The 16,941-nt window shown below is 64.3% G+C and carries 14 protein-coding genes and 1 tRNA gene; 10 read left to right on the top strand and 5 right to left on the bottom strand.

Features of this window, described 5'->3' with window-relative positions:
* A partial coding sequence (locus ACK4OE_RS10520; protein ID WP_409884762.1) for a single-stranded-DNA-specific exonuclease RecJ occupies positions 1–1,340 on the top strand: 1,340 nt, incomplete at its 5' end.
* Positions 1,341–1,581: 241 nt separating this feature from the next.
* Here ACK4OE_RS10520 and ACK4OE_RS10515 read toward each other — a convergent pair.
* The gene (locus ACK4OE_RS10515) at positions 1,582–3,354 is read right to left on the bottom strand and encodes a methyl-accepting chemotaxis protein (protein ID WP_409884761.1); all 1,773 of its coding nucleotides are present in this window, start codon (positions 3,352–3,354) and stop codon (positions 1,582–1,584) included.
* A gap of 152 nt (positions 3,355–3,506) precedes the next feature.
* On the opposite strand from ACK4OE_RS10515, the gene ACK4OE_RS10510 reads away from it, so the two are divergent.
* The 8 genes from ACK4OE_RS10510 (at position 3,507) to ACK4OE_RS10475 (ending at position 12,892) form a co-directional block, all read left to right on the top strand.
* Entirely contained in the window at positions 3,507–4,370 is an 864-nt protein-coding gene (locus ACK4OE_RS10510; protein WP_409884760.1) for a 3',5'-nucleoside bisphosphate phosphatase, read from the top strand.
* A 31-nt stretch (positions 4,371–4,401) separates the two neighbouring features.
* The gene (locus ACK4OE_RS10505) at positions 4,402–5,037 is read left to right on the top strand and encodes an L-threonylcarbamoyladenylate synthase (protein WP_409884759.1); all 636 of its coding nucleotides are present in this window, start codon (positions 4,402–4,404) and stop codon (positions 5,035–5,037) included.
* A 101-nt stretch (positions 5,038–5,138) separates the two neighbouring features.
* Positions 5,139–5,801: a site-2 protease family protein gene (locus tag ACK4OE_RS10500; protein WP_409884758.1), complete on the top strand. Its 663-nt coding sequence runs from the start codon at positions 5,139–5,141 to the stop codon at positions 5,799–5,801.
* Positions 5,802–5,838: 37 nt separating this feature from the next.
* Entirely contained in the window at positions 5,839–7,146 is a 1,308-nt protein-coding gene (locus ACK4OE_RS10495; protein ID WP_409884757.1) for a tryptophan--tRNA ligase, read from the top strand.
* 324 nt (positions 7,147–7,470) lie between these two features.
* Positions 7,471–7,734 carry a hypothetical protein gene (locus ACK4OE_RS10490; protein WP_409884756.1) on the top strand — a complete coding sequence of 88 codons (264 nt, stop codon included), beginning with the start codon at positions 7,471–7,473 and terminating at the stop codon, positions 7,732–7,734.
* 180 nt (positions 7,735–7,914) lie between these two features.
* Entirely contained in the window at positions 7,915–8,613 is a 699-nt protein-coding gene (locus ACK4OE_RS10485; RefSeq protein WP_409884755.1) for a response regulator transcription factor, read from the top strand.
* A gap of 60 nt (positions 8,614–8,673) precedes the next feature.
* The gene (locus ACK4OE_RS10480; protein WP_409884754.1) at positions 8,674–10,428 is read left to right on the top strand and encodes a FecR domain-containing protein; all 1,755 of its coding nucleotides are present in this window, start codon (positions 8,674–8,676) and stop codon (positions 10,426–10,428) included.
* Between the two features lie 127 nt (positions 10,429–10,555).
* Positions 10,556–12,892 carry a CHASE2 domain-containing protein gene (locus ACK4OE_RS10475; protein ID WP_409884753.1) on the top strand — a complete coding sequence of 779 codons (2,337 nt, stop codon included), beginning with the start codon at positions 10,556–10,558 and terminating at the stop codon, positions 12,890–12,892.
* Between the two features lie 127 nt (positions 12,893–13,019).
* On the opposite strand, the gene ACK4OE_RS10470 is transcribed toward ACK4OE_RS10475, so the two are convergent.
* Both ACK4OE_RS10470 and ACK4OE_RS10465 read right to left on the bottom strand, forming a co-directional pair.
* Positions 13,020–13,109 (bottom strand) — tRNA-Ser (locus tag ACK4OE_RS10470).
* A gap of 90 nt (positions 13,110–13,199) precedes the next feature.
* On the bottom strand, positions 13,200–13,439 hold the full coding sequence (locus ACK4OE_RS10465; protein ID WP_409884752.1) for a hypothetical protein: 240 nt from the start codon (positions 13,437–13,439) through the stop codon (positions 13,200–13,202).
* A gap of 189 nt (positions 13,440–13,628) precedes the next feature.
* Here ACK4OE_RS10465 and ACK4OE_RS10460 point away from each other — a divergent pair, with 189 nt between their 5' ends.
* Positions 13,629–14,222, top strand: a complete 594-nt coding sequence (locus ACK4OE_RS10460; protein WP_409884751.1) for a hypothetical protein — start codon at positions 13,629–13,631, stop codon at positions 14,220–14,222.
* Positions 14,223–14,561: 339 nt separating this feature from the next.
* Here ACK4OE_RS10460 and serS read toward each other — a convergent pair whose 3' ends face one another.
* Both serS and ACK4OE_RS10450 read right to left on the bottom strand, forming a co-directional pair.
* The gene (gene serS, locus ACK4OE_RS10455) at positions 14,562–15,881 is read right to left on the bottom strand and encodes a serine--tRNA ligase (protein WP_409884750.1); all 1,320 of its coding nucleotides are present in this window, start codon (positions 15,879–15,881) and stop codon (positions 14,562–14,564) included.
* A 32-nt stretch (positions 15,882–15,913) separates the two neighbouring features.
* Positions 15,914–16,855: a threonine/serine dehydratase gene (locus ACK4OE_RS10450; RefSeq protein WP_409884749.1), complete on the bottom strand. Its 942-nt coding sequence runs from the start codon at positions 16,853–16,855 to the stop codon at positions 15,914–15,916.
* Positions 16,856–16,941: the final 86 nt, after the last annotated feature.

Here is a 16,941-nt window from a genome sequence, read left to right as displayed (position 1 = left end):
AGCGCGGGGCCGATGTGCTGATCACCGTGGACAACGGCATCGCCAGCGTGGAGGGCGTGGCCGAAGCCAAGGCGCTGGGCCTCACGGTCGTCGTCACGGACCACCACCTGCCCGGCCCCGAGCTGCCCGCGGCCGACGCCATCGTCAACCCCAACCAGCCCGGCTGCACGTTCGAGAGCAAGTCCATGGCCGGTGTGGGCGTGATGTTCTATGTGCTGCTGGCGCTACGCGCCGAGCTGCGGGCGCGCGGCATGTTTGACGCGACCACCCAACCCAAGCTCGACCCGCTGCTCACGCTGGTGGCGCTCGGCACCGTGGCCGACGTAGTCAAGCTCGACGCCAACAACCGCCGCCTCGTCGCCCAGGGCTTGAAACGCATCCGCGCAGGCCAGATGCCCGCCGGGGTGGCCGCGCTGTTCACCGCCGCTGGCCGCAAGGCGCCGGTGGCCACCACGTTCGACTTTGGCTTTGCCTTAGGCCCGCGTATCAACGCCGCAGGGCGCCTGGCCGACATGACGCTGGGCATCGAATGCCTGCTCACCGACGACGCAGGCCGCGCCGCCGAGCTGGCGGGCACGCTCGACGGCATCAACCGCGAGCGCCGCGAGATCGAAGGCGGCATGCGCGACCAGGCCATGCTGATGGCCGAAAGCCTGTTCCAGGAAGACGAAGAACCGCCGCCAGCGATCAGCGTGTTCGACCCCGATTTCCACGAAGGCGTGGTCGGCATCGTGGCCAGCCGCATCAAGGACAAGCTGCACCGCCCCACCTTTGTCTTTGCGGCCAGCAGCGCGCCCGGCAAGGAGCATGAGCTCAAGGGCTCAGGCCGCTCCATCCCCGGCTTTCACCTGCGCGACGCGCTGGACCTGGTGGCCAAGCGCCACCCCGGCGTGTTGCTCAAATTTGGCGGCCACGCCATGGCCGCAGGCTGCACAGTGGACGCTGACTCGTTCGACACCTTCGAGCAGGCGCTGGCGCAAGTCGCCCAAGAGTGGCTGGACGCTGCCACCCTCACCCGCCGCATCGAAACCGACGGCCCCTTGGCCCCGGAATACTGCCGCGCCGACATGGTGGACACCCTGCACCACGAGGTCTGGGGCCAGGGCTTTTTGCCGCCCACCTTCAGCGAAGAAGTGCAGGTGCTGAGCCAGCGCCTAGTGGGCGAGGCCAAAAACCACCTGTCCATCAAACTGCTGCACCAGGGCAACCCGGTAGACGCGATCTGGTTCGGCCACACCGAGCAGTTGCCTGCGCGCGTGCTGCTGGCCTTCCGGCTGGATGTGAACGAGTGGAAGGGCGAGCGCAAGGTGCAGTTTCTGGTGGAGGGTGCGCAGCTCTGAGCGCGGAGGCTCAGGCCTGCGCTGATCCCTTGCGCCGCTGGCGGAGCAGGATCACCGACACAGATTCGCCACCCCGCGCCTATTAGCCTTTGTCCGATTGTCTGCGTCCACCTCGCGGGCGAACAAAAACAAAAGGCAGCCTGCGCTGCCTTTGTGAGGGATGTGGACGATTTCAAGCCAAATTGGCCTCTAGCGCTTATCTATCAAGCGCTAGCAGCTATCAATTTAAGTAGCCATTCCCTCAGAAGCTTTCCCAATCGTCATCACCGCCCTTGGCCTGCGCACGGGGTGCCGCAGCGGATGCTGACGGTGCAGCAGCGGCTTTGAGCGGGGGTTGTTTTGGCGATGAGGCCAACCGGGCGGCGGCGGGGGGCTTAGCCGCCGTTTGGGTGCCGACTGCGCGTGGAGCGGCGGGCCGCGGCGCGGGTGTCGGCGCGAAGCGGGGTGCAGCGGGCGACTGGGTGGCCACCGCGCCGACATTGAACACCGACACCACCTCGGCCAGCCGCTGCGCCTGGTCGCGCATGGAGGCGGCGGCGGCGGTGGATTCTTCCACCAGTGCCGCGTTCTGCTGTGTCATCTGGTCCAGGTGTGTCACCGCCTGGTTGACCTGGGCGATGCCGTCGCGCTGCTCGGTGGACGAGGCGGTGATCTCGCCGATCAGGTCACTCACCCGGCGCACGCTGGCCACAATCTCTTCCATGCTCTGGCCTGCCTGGGCGACCTGGGCCGAACCCGACTCCACGTTCTCGACCGATGCGTTGATCAGCGTCTTGATCTCCTTGGCCGCCTCGGCGCTGCGCCCGGCCAGGCTGCGCACCTCGCTGGCCACCACGGCAAAACCGCGGCCTTGTTCGCCTGCACGCGCTGCTTCCACCGCAGCATTCAGCGCCAGGATGTTGGTCTGAAAGGCGATGCCATCGATCACCCCGATGATGTCGGCGATCTTGCGCGAGCTGTCGGTGATCTGCTGCATGCTGTGGACCACCTGGCCCACCACTTCACCACCCCGGGCTGCGGCCTGTGCGGCAGTGCCCGCCAACTGATTGGCCTGGCGCGCGGTGTCGGCCGACTGGCTGACGGTGGCGGTCAACTGCTCCATGCTGGCGGCGGTTTCTTCGAGGTTGGAAGCGGTTTGTTCCGTGCGTGCCGACAGGTCCTGGTTGCCGTTGGCGATCTCGATAGATGCGGCTGATACCGAATTGACGCCCACCCGCACATCGCTGACCACGCCCCGCAACCGCGCGGACATGGCAGACAGCGAACGCAGCATGTGGCCAAACTCGTCCTTGCGGGTGGATTGCAAGTCGCTCGTCAGATCGCCTGCGGCAATGGCGTCCAGCGCCACAACAGCTTCGTTCAGCGGCTGGGTGATGGAACGCACCAGCCTCCAGGCCAGCAGCACGATCACAAAAATGAGCACGGCCGAGGCAACCAGGCCCTGGATGGCATAGGACACACGCCGCTGCAGCGCCTCGGCGCGGATCTGCTCGCGGCGCTGCTGCAAGATCGTGACAAAGTCGTCCTGCGCCTTGAGGTAGCGGGCGACCATCGGGGTGAACTCTTCGTCGGCGTATCGCTGGGTGGCAGCGGCGTCGCCCATGGCCTTGATCTCTGCCGTTTTTGCGGTCGAACCGAGCACCAGTTTCCGCTCAGCCAGCACCTTGTCGAGTGCCGCCTTTTCCGCAGGCGACGTCGCACTGGCAATGATGCCTTCCTGAATCTTGTTGATATTGCCAATGATCTGCTTGACCCGCGTGTCATATTGCTGGGCGAGCGCGGTGTCGGTCGTGAGTGCACCACCCATCACCATGTTGACGGCTGTTTCCGTGGCGCCGCGCCAGCGTATGGCAGTTGCTACGCGGTCATCAATGTGGACGACTTCTTCGAGCGCGGCCGACATGGAAGTATTGGCCCGGTATTGCTGGAACCCGGAGATCGCCATCATGGCCACCATGAGCAGGATGAACGCACCCCACAGCTTGCGGGACACCCGGATATTGTCGAATTGCATGGTTTGATTCCTTGTGGTTTGCGGACACTCTCATGTTCGGCACATCCGGTGCCAGAAACAATCGATTACATCAACATCAATGGAGTAGCCTACGCCAGCAGCAGGGGTAGTAGCGCCCTCGCCTCACAGGGACAAACCCGTAGAATGGTTTGGTGACCACTTACCTGAACGCCGACCTGCATTGCCACTCCGTGGTTTCCGACGGGACTTTGTCGCCCGAAGAACTGGCGGCACGCGCCAAAGCCAACGGGGTCGAGCTGTGGGCCCTGACCGACCATGACGAGATCGGTGGTCAGCACCGCGCCGCGGCTGCGGCCCGTGCGCAGGGCATGGCCTACCTCACGGGTGTCGAAATTTCGGTGACGTTTGCCGACACCACCGTGCACATCGTCGGCCTGGGGTTTGACCCCGACAACACCCAGCTGGCCGAAGGCCTGGCCGCCACCCGCGGCGGGCGCGGCGAACGCGCCAAAGACATGGCCGAGCAGCTGGCCCAGGTGGGCATCAAGGGCGCCTATGAAGGCGCCCTGAAGTTTGTGGGCAACCCGGCGCTCATCTCGCGCACCCACTTTGCGCGGTTTCTGGTGGAAACCGGCGTGTGCAAAGAGACGTCCGAGGTGTTTCGCAAATACCTCACCGAAGGCAAACCCGGCTACGTGCCCCACCGCTGGGCGTCCCTGGGCGACGCGGTGCGCTGGATTACCCAAGCGGGCGGCATGGCCGTGATTGCCCACCCCGCACGGTACAAGTTCAGTGCCAACGAAGAATTTGCGCTGTTTTCAGAGTTCAAGACGCACGGCGGGCGCGGCGTGGAGGTGGTGACCGGCAGCCACAGCGCCGCCGAATACGTGACCTACGCAGCCATGGCCAAAGAGTTCGACCTGGCCGCCTCGCGCGGCAGCGACTTTCACAGCCCCGACGAATCGCACACCGACCTGGGCACCCTGCCGCTGTTGCCCGGCGCGCTGACTCCCGTTTGGGAGCTTCTGTCCAACCGGGTCCAGCCCGCGCACTGACCGCGTTCGTTCGTCCTTTTCAGCGATTGCCATGGCCCAGTATTTCGAAGTTCACCCCGACAACCCGCAACCGCGCCTGCTCAAGCAAGGCGCCATGCTGCTGCAAAAAGGCGGCATCCTGGCCGTGCCCACCGATTCGAGCTACGCGCTGGTGTGCCACCTGGACGACAAGGATGCGGTGGACCGCATGCGCCGCATCCGCCAGGTGGACGACAAGCACCACCTCACGCTGTTGTGCCGTGATCTGTCGGAGCTGGCCAATTACGCGCGTGTGGACAACCGCCAATACCGGCTGCTCAAGCTGGGTACGCCGGGGCCTTACACCTTCATCCTTGAAGCGACCAAGGAAGTGCCGCGCCGCGTAAGCCACCCGTCCCGCAAGACCATCGGCCTGCGCGTTCCCGACCGCAAGGGCCTGCAGCTGCTGCTGGAGCTGCACGGCGCCCCGTTGCTGGCCACCACGCTGATCCCTGCAGGCGAGACCGAGCCCCTGAACGACCCGCAGGAGATCCGCAACCGCTACGAGAAACTGCTGGACGCCATCGTGGACGCAGGCGCCTGCCCGCTGGAGCCCACCACCGTGATCGACCTGACACCGATGGGTGCAGGTGGCGAGCCCGAAGTGGTGCGCGAAGGCCGCGGCAGTCTGCAGGCGCTGGGGCTTTGAGCCCCTTGAAGAATTCAAGCCAAATCACCCTCCAGCGCATATCCAATAAGCGCTGGCAGCTCTCATTTTTGCAGCAATTAATAGCCTGAGACAATCGCCCGGTGGAAAACATCATCCAAACCGTTCTGATCTACGCCCTGCCGGTGTTGTTTGCCATTACCGTGCACGAGGCAGCCCATGGCTACGCCGCGCGCCACTTTGGCGACAACACCGCGTACATGATGGGGCGCATCACCCTCAACCCGCTCAAGCACATCGATCCCATCGGCACCATCCTGATGCCTCTGATGCTGTACTTCGCCACCTCGGGCGCCTTCCTGTTTGGCTATGCCAAGCCGGTGCCCGTCAACTTCGGCAATCTGCGCAACCCCAAAAAACACATGGTGTGGGTGGCGCTGGCCGGGCCGGCGTCCAACTTCGTCCAGGCCATTGGCTGGGCGATCTTGCTGGTGGCGCTGGTGGGCTCGGGCGTGGAAGAACGCTTCTTCATCGAGATGGCCCGCGCGGGTGTGCTGGTCAACCTGGTGATTTGGGCGTTCAACCTGTTTCCGCTGCCGCCGCTGGATGGCGGGCGCATTCTGGTTGGGCTGCTGCCCTGGAAGCAGGCGAACCTGGTTTCGCGCATCGAGCCTTACGGCTTTTTTATCGTGCTGGGCCTGGTGGTGGCCGGGGTGCTGGGGTCGCTGTGGCTGCGCCCGCTGATGTCGCTGGGTTACGGCGCCATCAACCTGCTGCTCACACCGCTTACCGCAATGTTGCGGTAACCCGTTTTCTCCCCTCATTTTTTGCTGACTTCGTCCCATGAGCATCACGCGTTTTCTCACCGGCATCACCACCACGGGCACGCCCCACCTGGGCAACTTTGTAGGGTCCATCCGCCCCTCGGTGGCGGCCAGCCTCACGCCGGGCGTGCAGAGTTTTTACTTTCTGGCCGACTACCACGCGCTCATCAAGTGTGAGGACCCGGTGCGCATCCAGCGCTCCACGCTGGAGATCGCAGCCAGTTGGCTGGCAGCGGGGCTCAACCCTGAGCACGTCACGTTTTACCGCCAGTCGGACATCCCCGAGATTCCCGAGTTGAACTGGCTGCTCAGCTGCGTGACCGGCAAGGGCGTGCTCAACCGTGCCCATGCCTACAAGGCCTCGCAGGACAAGAATGTGGCTGCAGGGCGCGATGCCGACGACGGAGTGACGGCGGGCCTGTTCATGTACCCCGTGCTGATGGGCGCAGACATTTTGATGTTCAAGGCCCACAAAGTGCCCGTGGGCCGCGACCAGATCCAGCACATCGAGATGGCGCGCGACATGGCCGCGAGCTTCAACCACCTGTACGGCGAGCACTTTGTGCTGCCCGAGGCCGCCATCGACGACCATGTGGCCACCTTGCCCGGGCTGGACGGCCGCAAGATGAGCAAGAGCTACGACAACACCATCCCGCTGTTCAGCTCGCGCGATCAGCTCAAAAAACTGATCGGCGGCATCCTGACCGACTCGCGCGCGCCCGGCGAGGCCAAGGACGTGGAAGGCTCCGCCCTGTTCCAGATCTACCAGGCCTTTGCCACGCCGGACGAAACAGCCGCCCTGCGCCAGGCCTATGCCGACGGCATTGCCTGGGGCGATGCCAAGAACACGCTGTTTGAGCGCGTGGACCAGGTGATTGCCCCCATGCGCGCGCAGTACGAAGAACTCATCCACAACCCCGCCCGCATCGAACAAACGCTGCTGGCCGGTGCCGAGCGCGCGCGCACACTGGCTACGCCGTTCATCCGCGAGCTGCGCTCTGCTGTGGGCCTGCGCAGCCTGGTACAGGGTGCCGCAGTTGCCAAGCCTGCAAAGGTGGCCAAGGCAGCGTTGCCGTCGTTCAAGCAGTACCGCGAAGCCGACAACAAGTTCTACTTCAAGCTGGTGGATGCCGATGGCCGCCTGCTGCTGCAAAGCACCGGTTTCGATGCACCCAAAGAAGCAGGCCAGGCCATTGCGCGGTTGCAGCGCGAGGGCTTGAGCGCGCTAGCGGGCCAGCTGGCGCCAGTCGATGGCGTAGCGGATGCCGATGTGGCCGCGGCGCTGAAGGCGCTGGCTGATACTGCAGCTGCCGCCGCCGCTGCATAAATCGCACGCCCTCAGAATACTTCTATTTTGATAGCTTCCAGCGCTTACCAGATAAGCGCTAGAGGCCAAAAACACCACCAATCCAACCCGAGACGCAGGCGTGTCCGCAGCGTGGGCCCACCGTGCCATGCAGCGGTCGGCCGATGTGTGGAACAGCGCGAGGTTCAGGCTTGAGCCCGCGCACAGGTCCACAGGTCCACAGGTCCACAGGTCCACAGGTCCACAGGTGCGCAGGTCCACAGGTGCGCAGAGAGCATGTAAGTCACGAAATTCATGCAACCGGTACCGTGGTGTTTAAACTGGCTCACCCCTTTGGAGACCCCTATGAAAACGCTGATTGCATCCTTCACTGTGCTCGTCGTGCTGGCGGGCTGCAATGCCACCACCTCCCAGCGCCCGTCCGGCCCCATGGCCTCGGGCACTGACCGTACCTTCAGCGTGCCGGTGTATGGGGCCGACACCTCCCCCGCCTACGCAGCCGCCACGCGCGAATGCCAAAAGCTCATTCTGTTTCCCAAGCTCCTGCGCAACGACGGGTCTCGCCTCGTCTTTGAATGCGTGAGCGAAGCGCCAGGCCGCCAGCCCTGACGGTTTTTTTGCCAGCGGTGCGGCAGATCTGACGGGCGTAGCAAGACAAGGCAAGGCACGCCAGCAGGCAACCTGGCAGCCATCAAGAAATGTCGATCTGACAACGCTGCCGCAGAAGCTGCGTGCCAAGGACACGCGATATCGCAAATAATGCGCGTTTGTGTTTTGCCGGGGAGAACCATGCGCATAGCCGCTTTGGACGACGATGCGCTTCAGCTGGATCTGATCAAACAGGCCACCGAGGCGATGGGCCATGTCTGCCACACCCATTTGACGGGCGCAGAACTGCTGCGCACATTGCGCCGCGAAACCTTTGACCTGCTGATCGTGGACTGGCACCTGCCAGACACCTCGGGGCCGGAGGTGGTGCGCTGGGTGCGCAAGAACGTGGCGGCCCAGTTGCCCATTCTGTTTGTCACCAACCGCCAGGAAGAACGCGACATTGTTGAAGGCCTCGAAAGCGGGGCCGACGACTTTATGGTCAAGCCCGTGCGCATCGGCGAACTCAATGCCCGCGTTGCCGCCCTGCTGCGCCGCGCCTACCCCGGGAACGCCGGGGGTGTCATGGAGTTTGGTCGCTACCGGTTTTTGCCTGAGACGCGATCCATTGAAATGGACGGCGTGCCCGTGGAACTGAAGAACCGCGAGTACGACCTGGCGCTGTTCCTGTTCCAGAACATGGGCCGCCTGCTGTCGCGGGACCACCTGAAGGAAATCGTCTGGGGCCAGGTGGCCGAGGTGATGTCCCGCTCGCTGGACACGCACATCTCGCGCCTGCGCACCCTGCTGGACTTGCGCCCCGCCAATGGCTTCATCGTCAGCGCCATCTACGGTGTCGGCTACCGCTTTGAAGCCGTGGACACCCCACCCAAGGCCTGAGAGGCTTAACCCCACCCGGGCGTTAACTTGCCCGCCCTATCGGCAAGACGGAGAAACGACTTGGCTACCACCTACCACCGCGCACCTTGGCCCCTGGGTGCCATCACCGCCTTGACGCTCAGCACGTTGGCAGGCTTGTACAGCACCAGTGCCCATGCCAACCCCGCTGCCACCGATACCGCTGCGCAAGGGGATGAAATCGCCCACACCGTGAAAGACGGCGACACGCTGGAAGGCCTTGCCAAGGCCTACCTGACCGACCCACGCCAGTGGCCGCTGCTGCAGGCCCGCAACAAGGTCGCCAACCCGCGGCGGCTGCAGCCGGGCTCTATCGTGTGGATTCCGGTGCGCCTGCAGCCTGCCGAGTCCGCGACGGTGGAGTTTGTGCATGGCGCAGTCACCGCGCAGGCACGCGCAGGCGATGCCCCTGCACCCGTCGCCAAAGGCGGCAAGCTCGACGAAGGCACCGCACTGCAGGTTGGGCCTGACGGGTTTGTAGCCGTGCGCCTGGCCGACGGCACGGTGGTGCGGGTGCAGGCCCAGTCCGATCTGCAATTGCGACAATTGCGCCGACGCGGCCGCGCAGGCAGCGTGCAGTCGGTGCTGGAGATGCGCAGCGGCGCGCTGGAGTCCACCGTGCCGCCCAGCCCCGAAGCGTTTCGCCGTATGGAAATCCGCACCCCGCTGGCCGTGACCAGCGTGCGGGGTACGCGCTTTAGCGTAGAAATGGCGGAATCGGGCCAGACCACGGCCTCGGTGCTCAACGGGTCAGTGGCGGTGCAATCGCGCAGCAACAACGAAGCCAGCCAGGGGGCCGCTACAGCGCCCACATCCCTTCTGACTCCAGGCCAGGGCCTGGCCGTGGCCACGGACGGCACCGTGGGCGCCCCGCGTGCCTTGCTGGCTGCGCCCGACACATCCGGTGTACCCGCCACGTTGGGGGACGCCAGCCTTCTGGCCATCAACATCCCCGCACTACCGGGTGCGGCACGCTATGTGGCGCAGGTGGCCCAAGACGCCGACTTCACGCAGGTGCTGCGCCATGGCAGCTTTGCCACCGGCCAGTTGCGCTGGAAGGCGCTGGACGATGGGCGCTACTACCTGTCGGTGCGCGCTGTGGACGACGCGGGCATTGCGGGCGTACCCGCTGTTCAGCCGATTGTGATCAAAACCCGGCCTATAGCGCCGCTGCATCAGCAGCCCGCACCCGGTGCGGTCGTGGCCACCGGTTCGGGCGAATTGCAATGCACGCAGGTGCCCGGCGTGCGCTGGTACCGCGTGCAGGTGGCGATCGAGGCCGAGTTCCGCGCGCCCGTCAAAGACGAGCAGCGCCTGTCTGAATGCCGCCTGTCCCTCGCCAGCCTGCCCGCAGGCGCGTACTTCTGGCGCATGGCCAGCCTGCTGGAGATGCCGGACGGCCAGGGCGACCAGGGGCCTTTCGCGCCCGCGCAGGCCTTTACGGTGGCTGATCGCCCACCCACCCTGTCGGCCCAGTCGCTGCAAGCACAGGACGGCGACACCACGGTGCGCCTGCACTGGCCCGCGCAACCCGGCCAGCGCTTTCGCCTGCAACTGGCCAGTGCCAGTGATGAAGCCTTTGACAAGGTCACGCTGGACACCCAGCTGGACAGCCCCTCGTGGACTGCCAGCAACCTGCCCGCTGGCGATTACCTGGTACGCATCCAGGTGCTCGACCCCTCGGGCCTTCAAGGTGACTTCTCGCCTCCGCGCAAGATCCGCGTGGGCTCGGGCATCAGCACGGGCAGCGGGCTGCCGGTGTCTACGTCCAGCGGCCAGCCGGTGGGGCGCCCTTGAGCGGTTGCGCAAGGACAAGACCCCACCGGGGACTTGATAGCCATACCGCCCCTTTGATGGCGCGGAGTCCGCAGGCACCAAGCGCTACGCCCCGACCCCTGCGGCAACCTCTGCCACCGGGCACCCCATGCCGATGACGGTTGCGCGCACCCGGGGACAGCGGCGGAGGCTGGAGTGGGCGCTGCTGACCATCGCCCTGCTGGGGCTGGTGGCCTGGCTCAGCACTGGGGCCAGCCTGGGCCGGGTGAACCATCTGGTGCAAGACGTCGGGCTGCGCCTTGTATCGCGCCCTGCACACCCGGACATCGTCATCGTGGCCATTGACGACCGCAGCATTGCCGCCATTGGCCGTTGGCCCTGGCGCCGCGCCCTGCATGCCGAGCTGGTCAACCGGATCTCTGCCCAGAACCCAAGCGTCATCGGCCTGGACGTTTTGTTCAACGAAGAGGACCTGGACTACCCCGCCGACGATGTGTTGCTGGCCAACGCCATTGAGCGCAGCGGCCGCGTGGTGTTGCCGGTGCTGCGGCGCGGCTACGGCTCTACCAGCAACGCCGCCGAGCTGCCCTGGCCCGCATTTGCCGGCGCAGCGGCCGGGCTGGGCCATGTGCATGTGGCGCCCGACAACGACGGCGTGGTGCGCAGCCTGTACCTGCACGAAGGGCCAGCGGCCGCACCCTGGCCCCACTTCAGCACTGCCATGCAATGTGTGGCCAACGGCAAGGCAGCTGAGTGTTCAGCCGCGCGCGCTCGCGCGTCTGCCAAACCTTCCGAAGGTGGTCCCTGGCAGCGCACCGACCACACGCTGATCGCCTATGCAGGCGGGCCTTCGCACTTCGCCACCTATTCCTATATTGACGTGCTGCGCGGCAAGGTGCCTGCGGATGCATTCTTGGGCAAATACGTGCTGGTGGGCGCGGCGGCGTCGGGGCTGGGCGACATGTTTGCCACGCCGGTCAGCCGCCAATCGCGCCTGATGCCGGGAGTGGAGGTGGTGGGCCATGTGCTGGACGCGCGTTTGTCGGGCGTGCAGATACAGCCCGCAACGCCCGCGCTCAATCTGCTGTTCAACCTGCTGCCAGTGGCCTGCGCGCTGCTGGCGCTATTGCTGCTGGGCCCGTTTGTAGCACTGCTCACCAGTGCAGGGCTGGGGGCAGCCACGTTGCTGCTCAGTGCGGCCTTGCCACTGTGGACAGGTTCGCAGTTTGCGCCCGCTGCCGCGCTAGTGGGGTTGGCGCTGGCGTACCCGTTGTGGAGCTGGCGGCGCCTGAGCGCTGCGGCGCATTTTCTGCGGCTGGAGATGGATCGGCTGCAGCAGGATGGCCTGTCGATGCGGCTGCGGGAGCGCCCCGGGGACACCACCGATTTTCTGGAACGGCGCATCAACGCGGTAGAACGTGCGTCGCGCCAGCTGCGCGATCTGCACCATTTTGTGAGCCAAAGCCTGCAGCAGCTACCGTCGCCCACCTTGGTGTGCGACCCAGACGGCCGCATCCTGCTGACCAACAAGGCCGCGCGCCTGCATGTGGGCGGCGACGCCGAAGTATCCCTGCAGGGCCTGTCGGCGGTCGAACTGCTACGCAACCTGGTGCAGACCGGCACCAATCTACCCCTGATCACCCAAGACAAGCTGCACAGCGGCTGCATGCCCGAACAAAGCGAGGGCCGCGATGCGCAAGGCCGCAGCATGCTCGTGCAATGCAAGCCCTTCACCGACCTGGCGCAAGCGGGCTGGCTGCTGACCCTGGTGGACATCACCGACATGCGCCGCGCGCTGGAGCAGCGCGACCAGGCGATGAACTTCATCTCGCACGACATCCGCGCGCCCAATGCATCCATCCTTACCCTGCTGGAAATGCAGCGCGCCTACCCGGGCCGCATGCCCGCCGAAGAGTTGATGCAGCGCATCGAACGCTACGCACAGACCTCCCTGGGCATGGCCGAGAACTTCGTCAAACTGGCCAGCGCACAGTCGCAGGAATACCGCATGGCCCCGCTGGACCTGGTGGCGGTGCTGGCCGAAACCGTGGACGACGCATGGGCCCTGGCCCGCGAAGGCGACGTGGAGGTAACCATCACCACCACGCCAGACACTGCGCCCAGCCTGGGCGACCGCGCCTTGCTGTGCCGCGCGCTGGCCAACGTGCTGAACAACGCCGTGAAGTTCAGCCCTGCGGGTGGCAAAGTGCAGTGCGCTATCTCGCAACGCGGCCGCCAGTGGGTGGTGTCGGTACGCGACCAGGGACCAGGCATCGCCCCCGAACTGCAAGGCCAGTTGTTTGCGCCCTTCCAGCGCCTGCACGACCGCAGCCACCCTGCCATCGGCGGTGTGGGCCTGGGGCTGGCGCTGGTGCACACCGTGGTGCAGCGCCATGGCGGGACGCTGGAGGTGGACAGCGATGTGGGCCAGGGCGCCGAGTTTCGGCTGGTGCTGCCGACGCGGCTGGGTAGCCAGGAGGCTTGAACGTCGTCACAGCACTGCACCGTGTAACTGCGATCTACACCAATTGACGGAATCCCGACGCATTCATCCGTCGCCCTAAAGAAAAAGGCCCTGTGCTACTGATTAGATAGCTACAGGGCCTTGATGCTGGCGGAGAGGGTGGGATTCGAACCCACGGTAGTATTGCTACTACGCCTGATTTCGAGTCAGGTACATTCGACCACTCTGCCACCTCTCCTGTGTGTCGAAGCCTGCAATTATAGCAAGTTTCAGATGCCGGATTTCTTCCGCTTCCAACGCATACCTTTTCCGGCGGGCAACCAATCCGTCAATACAGCGGCGCTGCCAGCTTCACCACGTACAAGGTGTTCGCGTCCACCTTGCCGTTGCCCAGCACCTTCTGGCGCACGCCGCCGCTGCCGTTGGGCTCGATCGCAAAGTCGTCATCGTTGACGATGCCCACGCGGTTGGCGTCGATGACCCACAGGCCTTCCATCTTGTCGTGCGGGTAGGCCATTTCCTTGACGACGTCGTACACCAACGTTTTGGCCGCTGGTTGAATGCCCACGTCAGCCAGGGCCGCCCAGCCGGCCGCGAACTGAGGCCTTGGTTAGGCTGATCGGTGAGGAGGGCAAGCTCGGCTACCATTCGACTGAACAGCGGTCACTCCTCGCAAGCGCGAAGATTTTCGGACTACAGACTAGCCAAACAAGTCTGGGGCTGCTCGAACCATCCAAGGTCGCAAGGAGGGAAAACGATGACCGAAGTCAGCGAAATAAACTGGTTGGATTTATTGAATCCGGCTGTCACGCTAGTCGCAGGCTTAATTGCGCTATGGGTGTATCGGCTCAACAAAAAACACCAGCAGCAAGATGCCGCGATTTTGATCGTCATGGACATTCGCCGAGCGGAACAGGCCGCAAGGAGCTTGATAGAAAAAGGCAGCATTGATAGATTGATGAAGCCCTTTCCTACTTCGGCAAACTGGGCGAAGGGCAAACATCTGTTCGCCCGGACGCTTGTAGTGGATGACTTGGCTCTGATCGACAGGTTCTTCGATGGCTGTGAAGAGATTGAGTCCGCACGTCTGAGCATGCTGACTCTGTTTCAAACGACGCTACTTGCCAAAGCGACCGCCGCACAAGAACAGCTCATTGAACTATCAAAAATTGCAGACGAAACTGAGCGCACTCGCCAGCATGACGCAGTTGTTGCAGCATCTAAGGCTGCGGGTTACTACTTCGACGCCGACGAACCTAAAGAACGCGTTGCGAAAGTACTCCAGGGTATGGGGAGGCCATCAATTTCGGTAGGTTTCAGTAAGCTCATCCAGATTGCGAAGATTAGCTAGGGTGGACCATTGGTCCGAGGCGAGTGATGTTTTTAACCATCAACGCCATTTTGGCAAGCCGGGCAACGAGGTGTCGAATCCCGCTGACTACTGATCCAGCGGGGGGCGGATATAGGTGGTATCCAACAAAAGGGCTGCCCGCCGCACGCCCAAGCAACGTGGGCCACCCACGATGGAAGAAAATATGATGAAAACAGGCTCTATCGCTTACTAGTAAAGCGCTAGCAGCTATCATTTATATAGCTCAAACCTCAACATGAACCCTGTAAAAAACAATGGGCCCTCGGGCCCATTGTTTTGTGTCAGTGCCAGATTGCTTCCAGCGGGCAGTGTCTACGACTACGCCGCCGCCAGCACCGCCACGCCACCCATGTAAGGCCGCAGCAATTCGGGAATCGTTACGCTGCCGTCGGCGTTCTGAAAATTCTCCAGCACCGCCACCAGCGTGCGCCCCACGGCCAGGCCCGATCCGTTCAGCGTGTGCAGCAATTCGTTTTTGCCTTGCGCGTTCTTGAAGCGGGCTTGCAGACGGCGCGCCTGGAAGGCCTCGCAGTTGCTCACCGAGCTGATCTCGCGGTAGGTGTTCTGCGCGGGCAGCCATACTTCCAGGTCGTAAGTTTTGGCGGCGCCAAATCCCATGTCGCCGGTGCACAGGCTCATCACGCGGTAAGGCAGGCCCAGCTTTTGCAACACGGCTTCGGCGTGGCCGGTCATTTCTTCCAGCGCTTCATAGCTCTTCTCGGGGTGCACGATTTGCACCATTTCGACCTTGTCGAACTGGTGCTGGCGGATCAAGCCCCGAATGTCACGCCCGCCGCTGCCCGCTTCAGAGCGGAAGCACGGCGTGTGTGCGGTCAGCTTGATGGGCAGGTCGGCCTCTGGCGTGACCACATCGCGCACGAAGTTGGTCAGGGGCACTTCGCTGGTGGGGATGAGGTACAGCGCGGTGTTGTCAGGCACAGCCTCACCATCCTGGCCGCCCTTTTTGGCGGCGAACAAGTCGCCTTCAAACTTGGGTAATTGGCCCGTGCCTTTGAGCGAATCGGCGTTCACCGCATAGGGCACATAGCACTCGGTATAACCGTGCTCGGTGGTTTGCACGTCCAGCATGAACTGCGCCAGGGCGCGGTGCAGGCGGGCGATCTGGCCCTTCATGACCGTAAAACGCGAGCCCGACAGCTTGGTGCCCATTTCAAAATCAAGGCCCAGCGGGGTACCCACATCCACGTGGTCTTTGATGTCGAAAGCAAACGTGGCAGGCGTTCCCCAGCGGCGCACTTCGACGTTGCCCGATTCATCGGCGCCCACAGGCACAGATGCGTGTGGCAGGTTGGGCACGGCCACCAGCATCGCCAGCAGTTCGGCTTGAATTTGTTCAAGGCGGGCGGCGGATTGCTCCAGCTCTGCCTTGCCTGCAGCCACCTGCGCCTTGACGGCTTCGGCGCCGTCCTTGTCGCCCCTGCTCATCAGCATGCCGACCTGTTTGGACAGCTGGTTGCGCTGGGCCTGCAGCTCCTCAGTGCGGGATTGCAGTGTTTTGCGCTCTGTTTCCAGGGACTGGAACGCGGTGACGTCCAGAAAGGCCTGGGGCTTTTTGCGGGTTTCCAGACGCGCGATGGCGGTGTCGAGGTCTTTGCGGAGAAGAAGGATGTCAAGCATGGCTGGATTTTAAAGGGGTGGTCGGCCTGGGCTCAGGCGAGGTTTGCCGGGTCGAAATTGGCGCCGCAAAGAATGAGGGCCACCGTTTCCTGCGGCTGGGGCTTGTAGGCGCCCGTCTGCAAGGCCGCCAGGCCCAGCGCCGCAGCGGGCTCCACGGCCAGTTTCAGTTCCTTCCACAGCCACAGCTGCGCGGCGCGAATGGCGTCGTCGGGCAACAGCAGCGCATCGTGCACGTGGCGCTGACTCACCTCCCAGCCGATGGCGCCGATACGGCGGGCGCCCAGTGAATCAGCGGCCACGCCGCCGACTTCGACGTCGACTGGGTGGCCTGCAGCACGTGCGGCGTGCAGCGTGGGCGCGCGCTCAGGCTCCAGGGCGACCACATGGGCACGGCTCTCCACCCACGCAGCCACGCCGCCGATGAGGCCCCCACCGCCCACACTGACCAGTACGGTGTCGGGCAGGCGGCCACCCTGCTCTTCCATCTCGAGCGCCAGGGTTCCTGCGCCGGCCACCACCTCGGGCTGGTCGTAGGCGTGGGCCTGCAAGGCGCCGGTGTGTGCTTGGCGTGCCACGCAGGCTTCAAACGCCTGGGAATACGCCGCGCCCGTCACCACCACCTCGGCGCCCAGGGCGCGCAGGCGGGCGCGCTTGGCTTCGGGCGACACCTCGGGCACAAACACCTCGCAGCGCACGCCCAGTGCCTTGGCGGCGGCCGCCACGGCAATTCCGGCGTTGCCGCCGGACGCAATGATCACGCCGCTGTCGGGCACCGGGTTGGCCAGCAGGCGGTACAACATGCCGCGGGCCTTGAAGCTGCCGCCCACCTGCAAGTGCTCCAGCTTGATCCAGACCTCGCCGCAGTCCACGCCCAGCGACTTGCCGGACACGCGCATCAGCGGCGTGGTGCGCAGAAAATCAGGCTGGTCGGCCAGTTGGCGGCGGGCGGCGGCGATGGCGGCGCGGTCGATCATGCAGGGGCTCCGGTGAGGCAAAGGGGGGCAGTGTAGGGGCAGCCGCAACATGCAGACACAACGCTGACTGCACGCGCGCCGAGCAA

It is taken from the genome of Acidovorax sp. (assembly GCF_046314175.1).
In the GTDB taxonomy this organism is placed as follows: Bacteria; Pseudomonadota; Gammaproteobacteria; order Burkholderiales; family Burkholderiaceae_C; genus Acidovorax.
The sequence above is the reverse complement of the archived record's forward strand: the minus strand, read 5'-3'. Positions and strand labels throughout refer to the sequence as shown.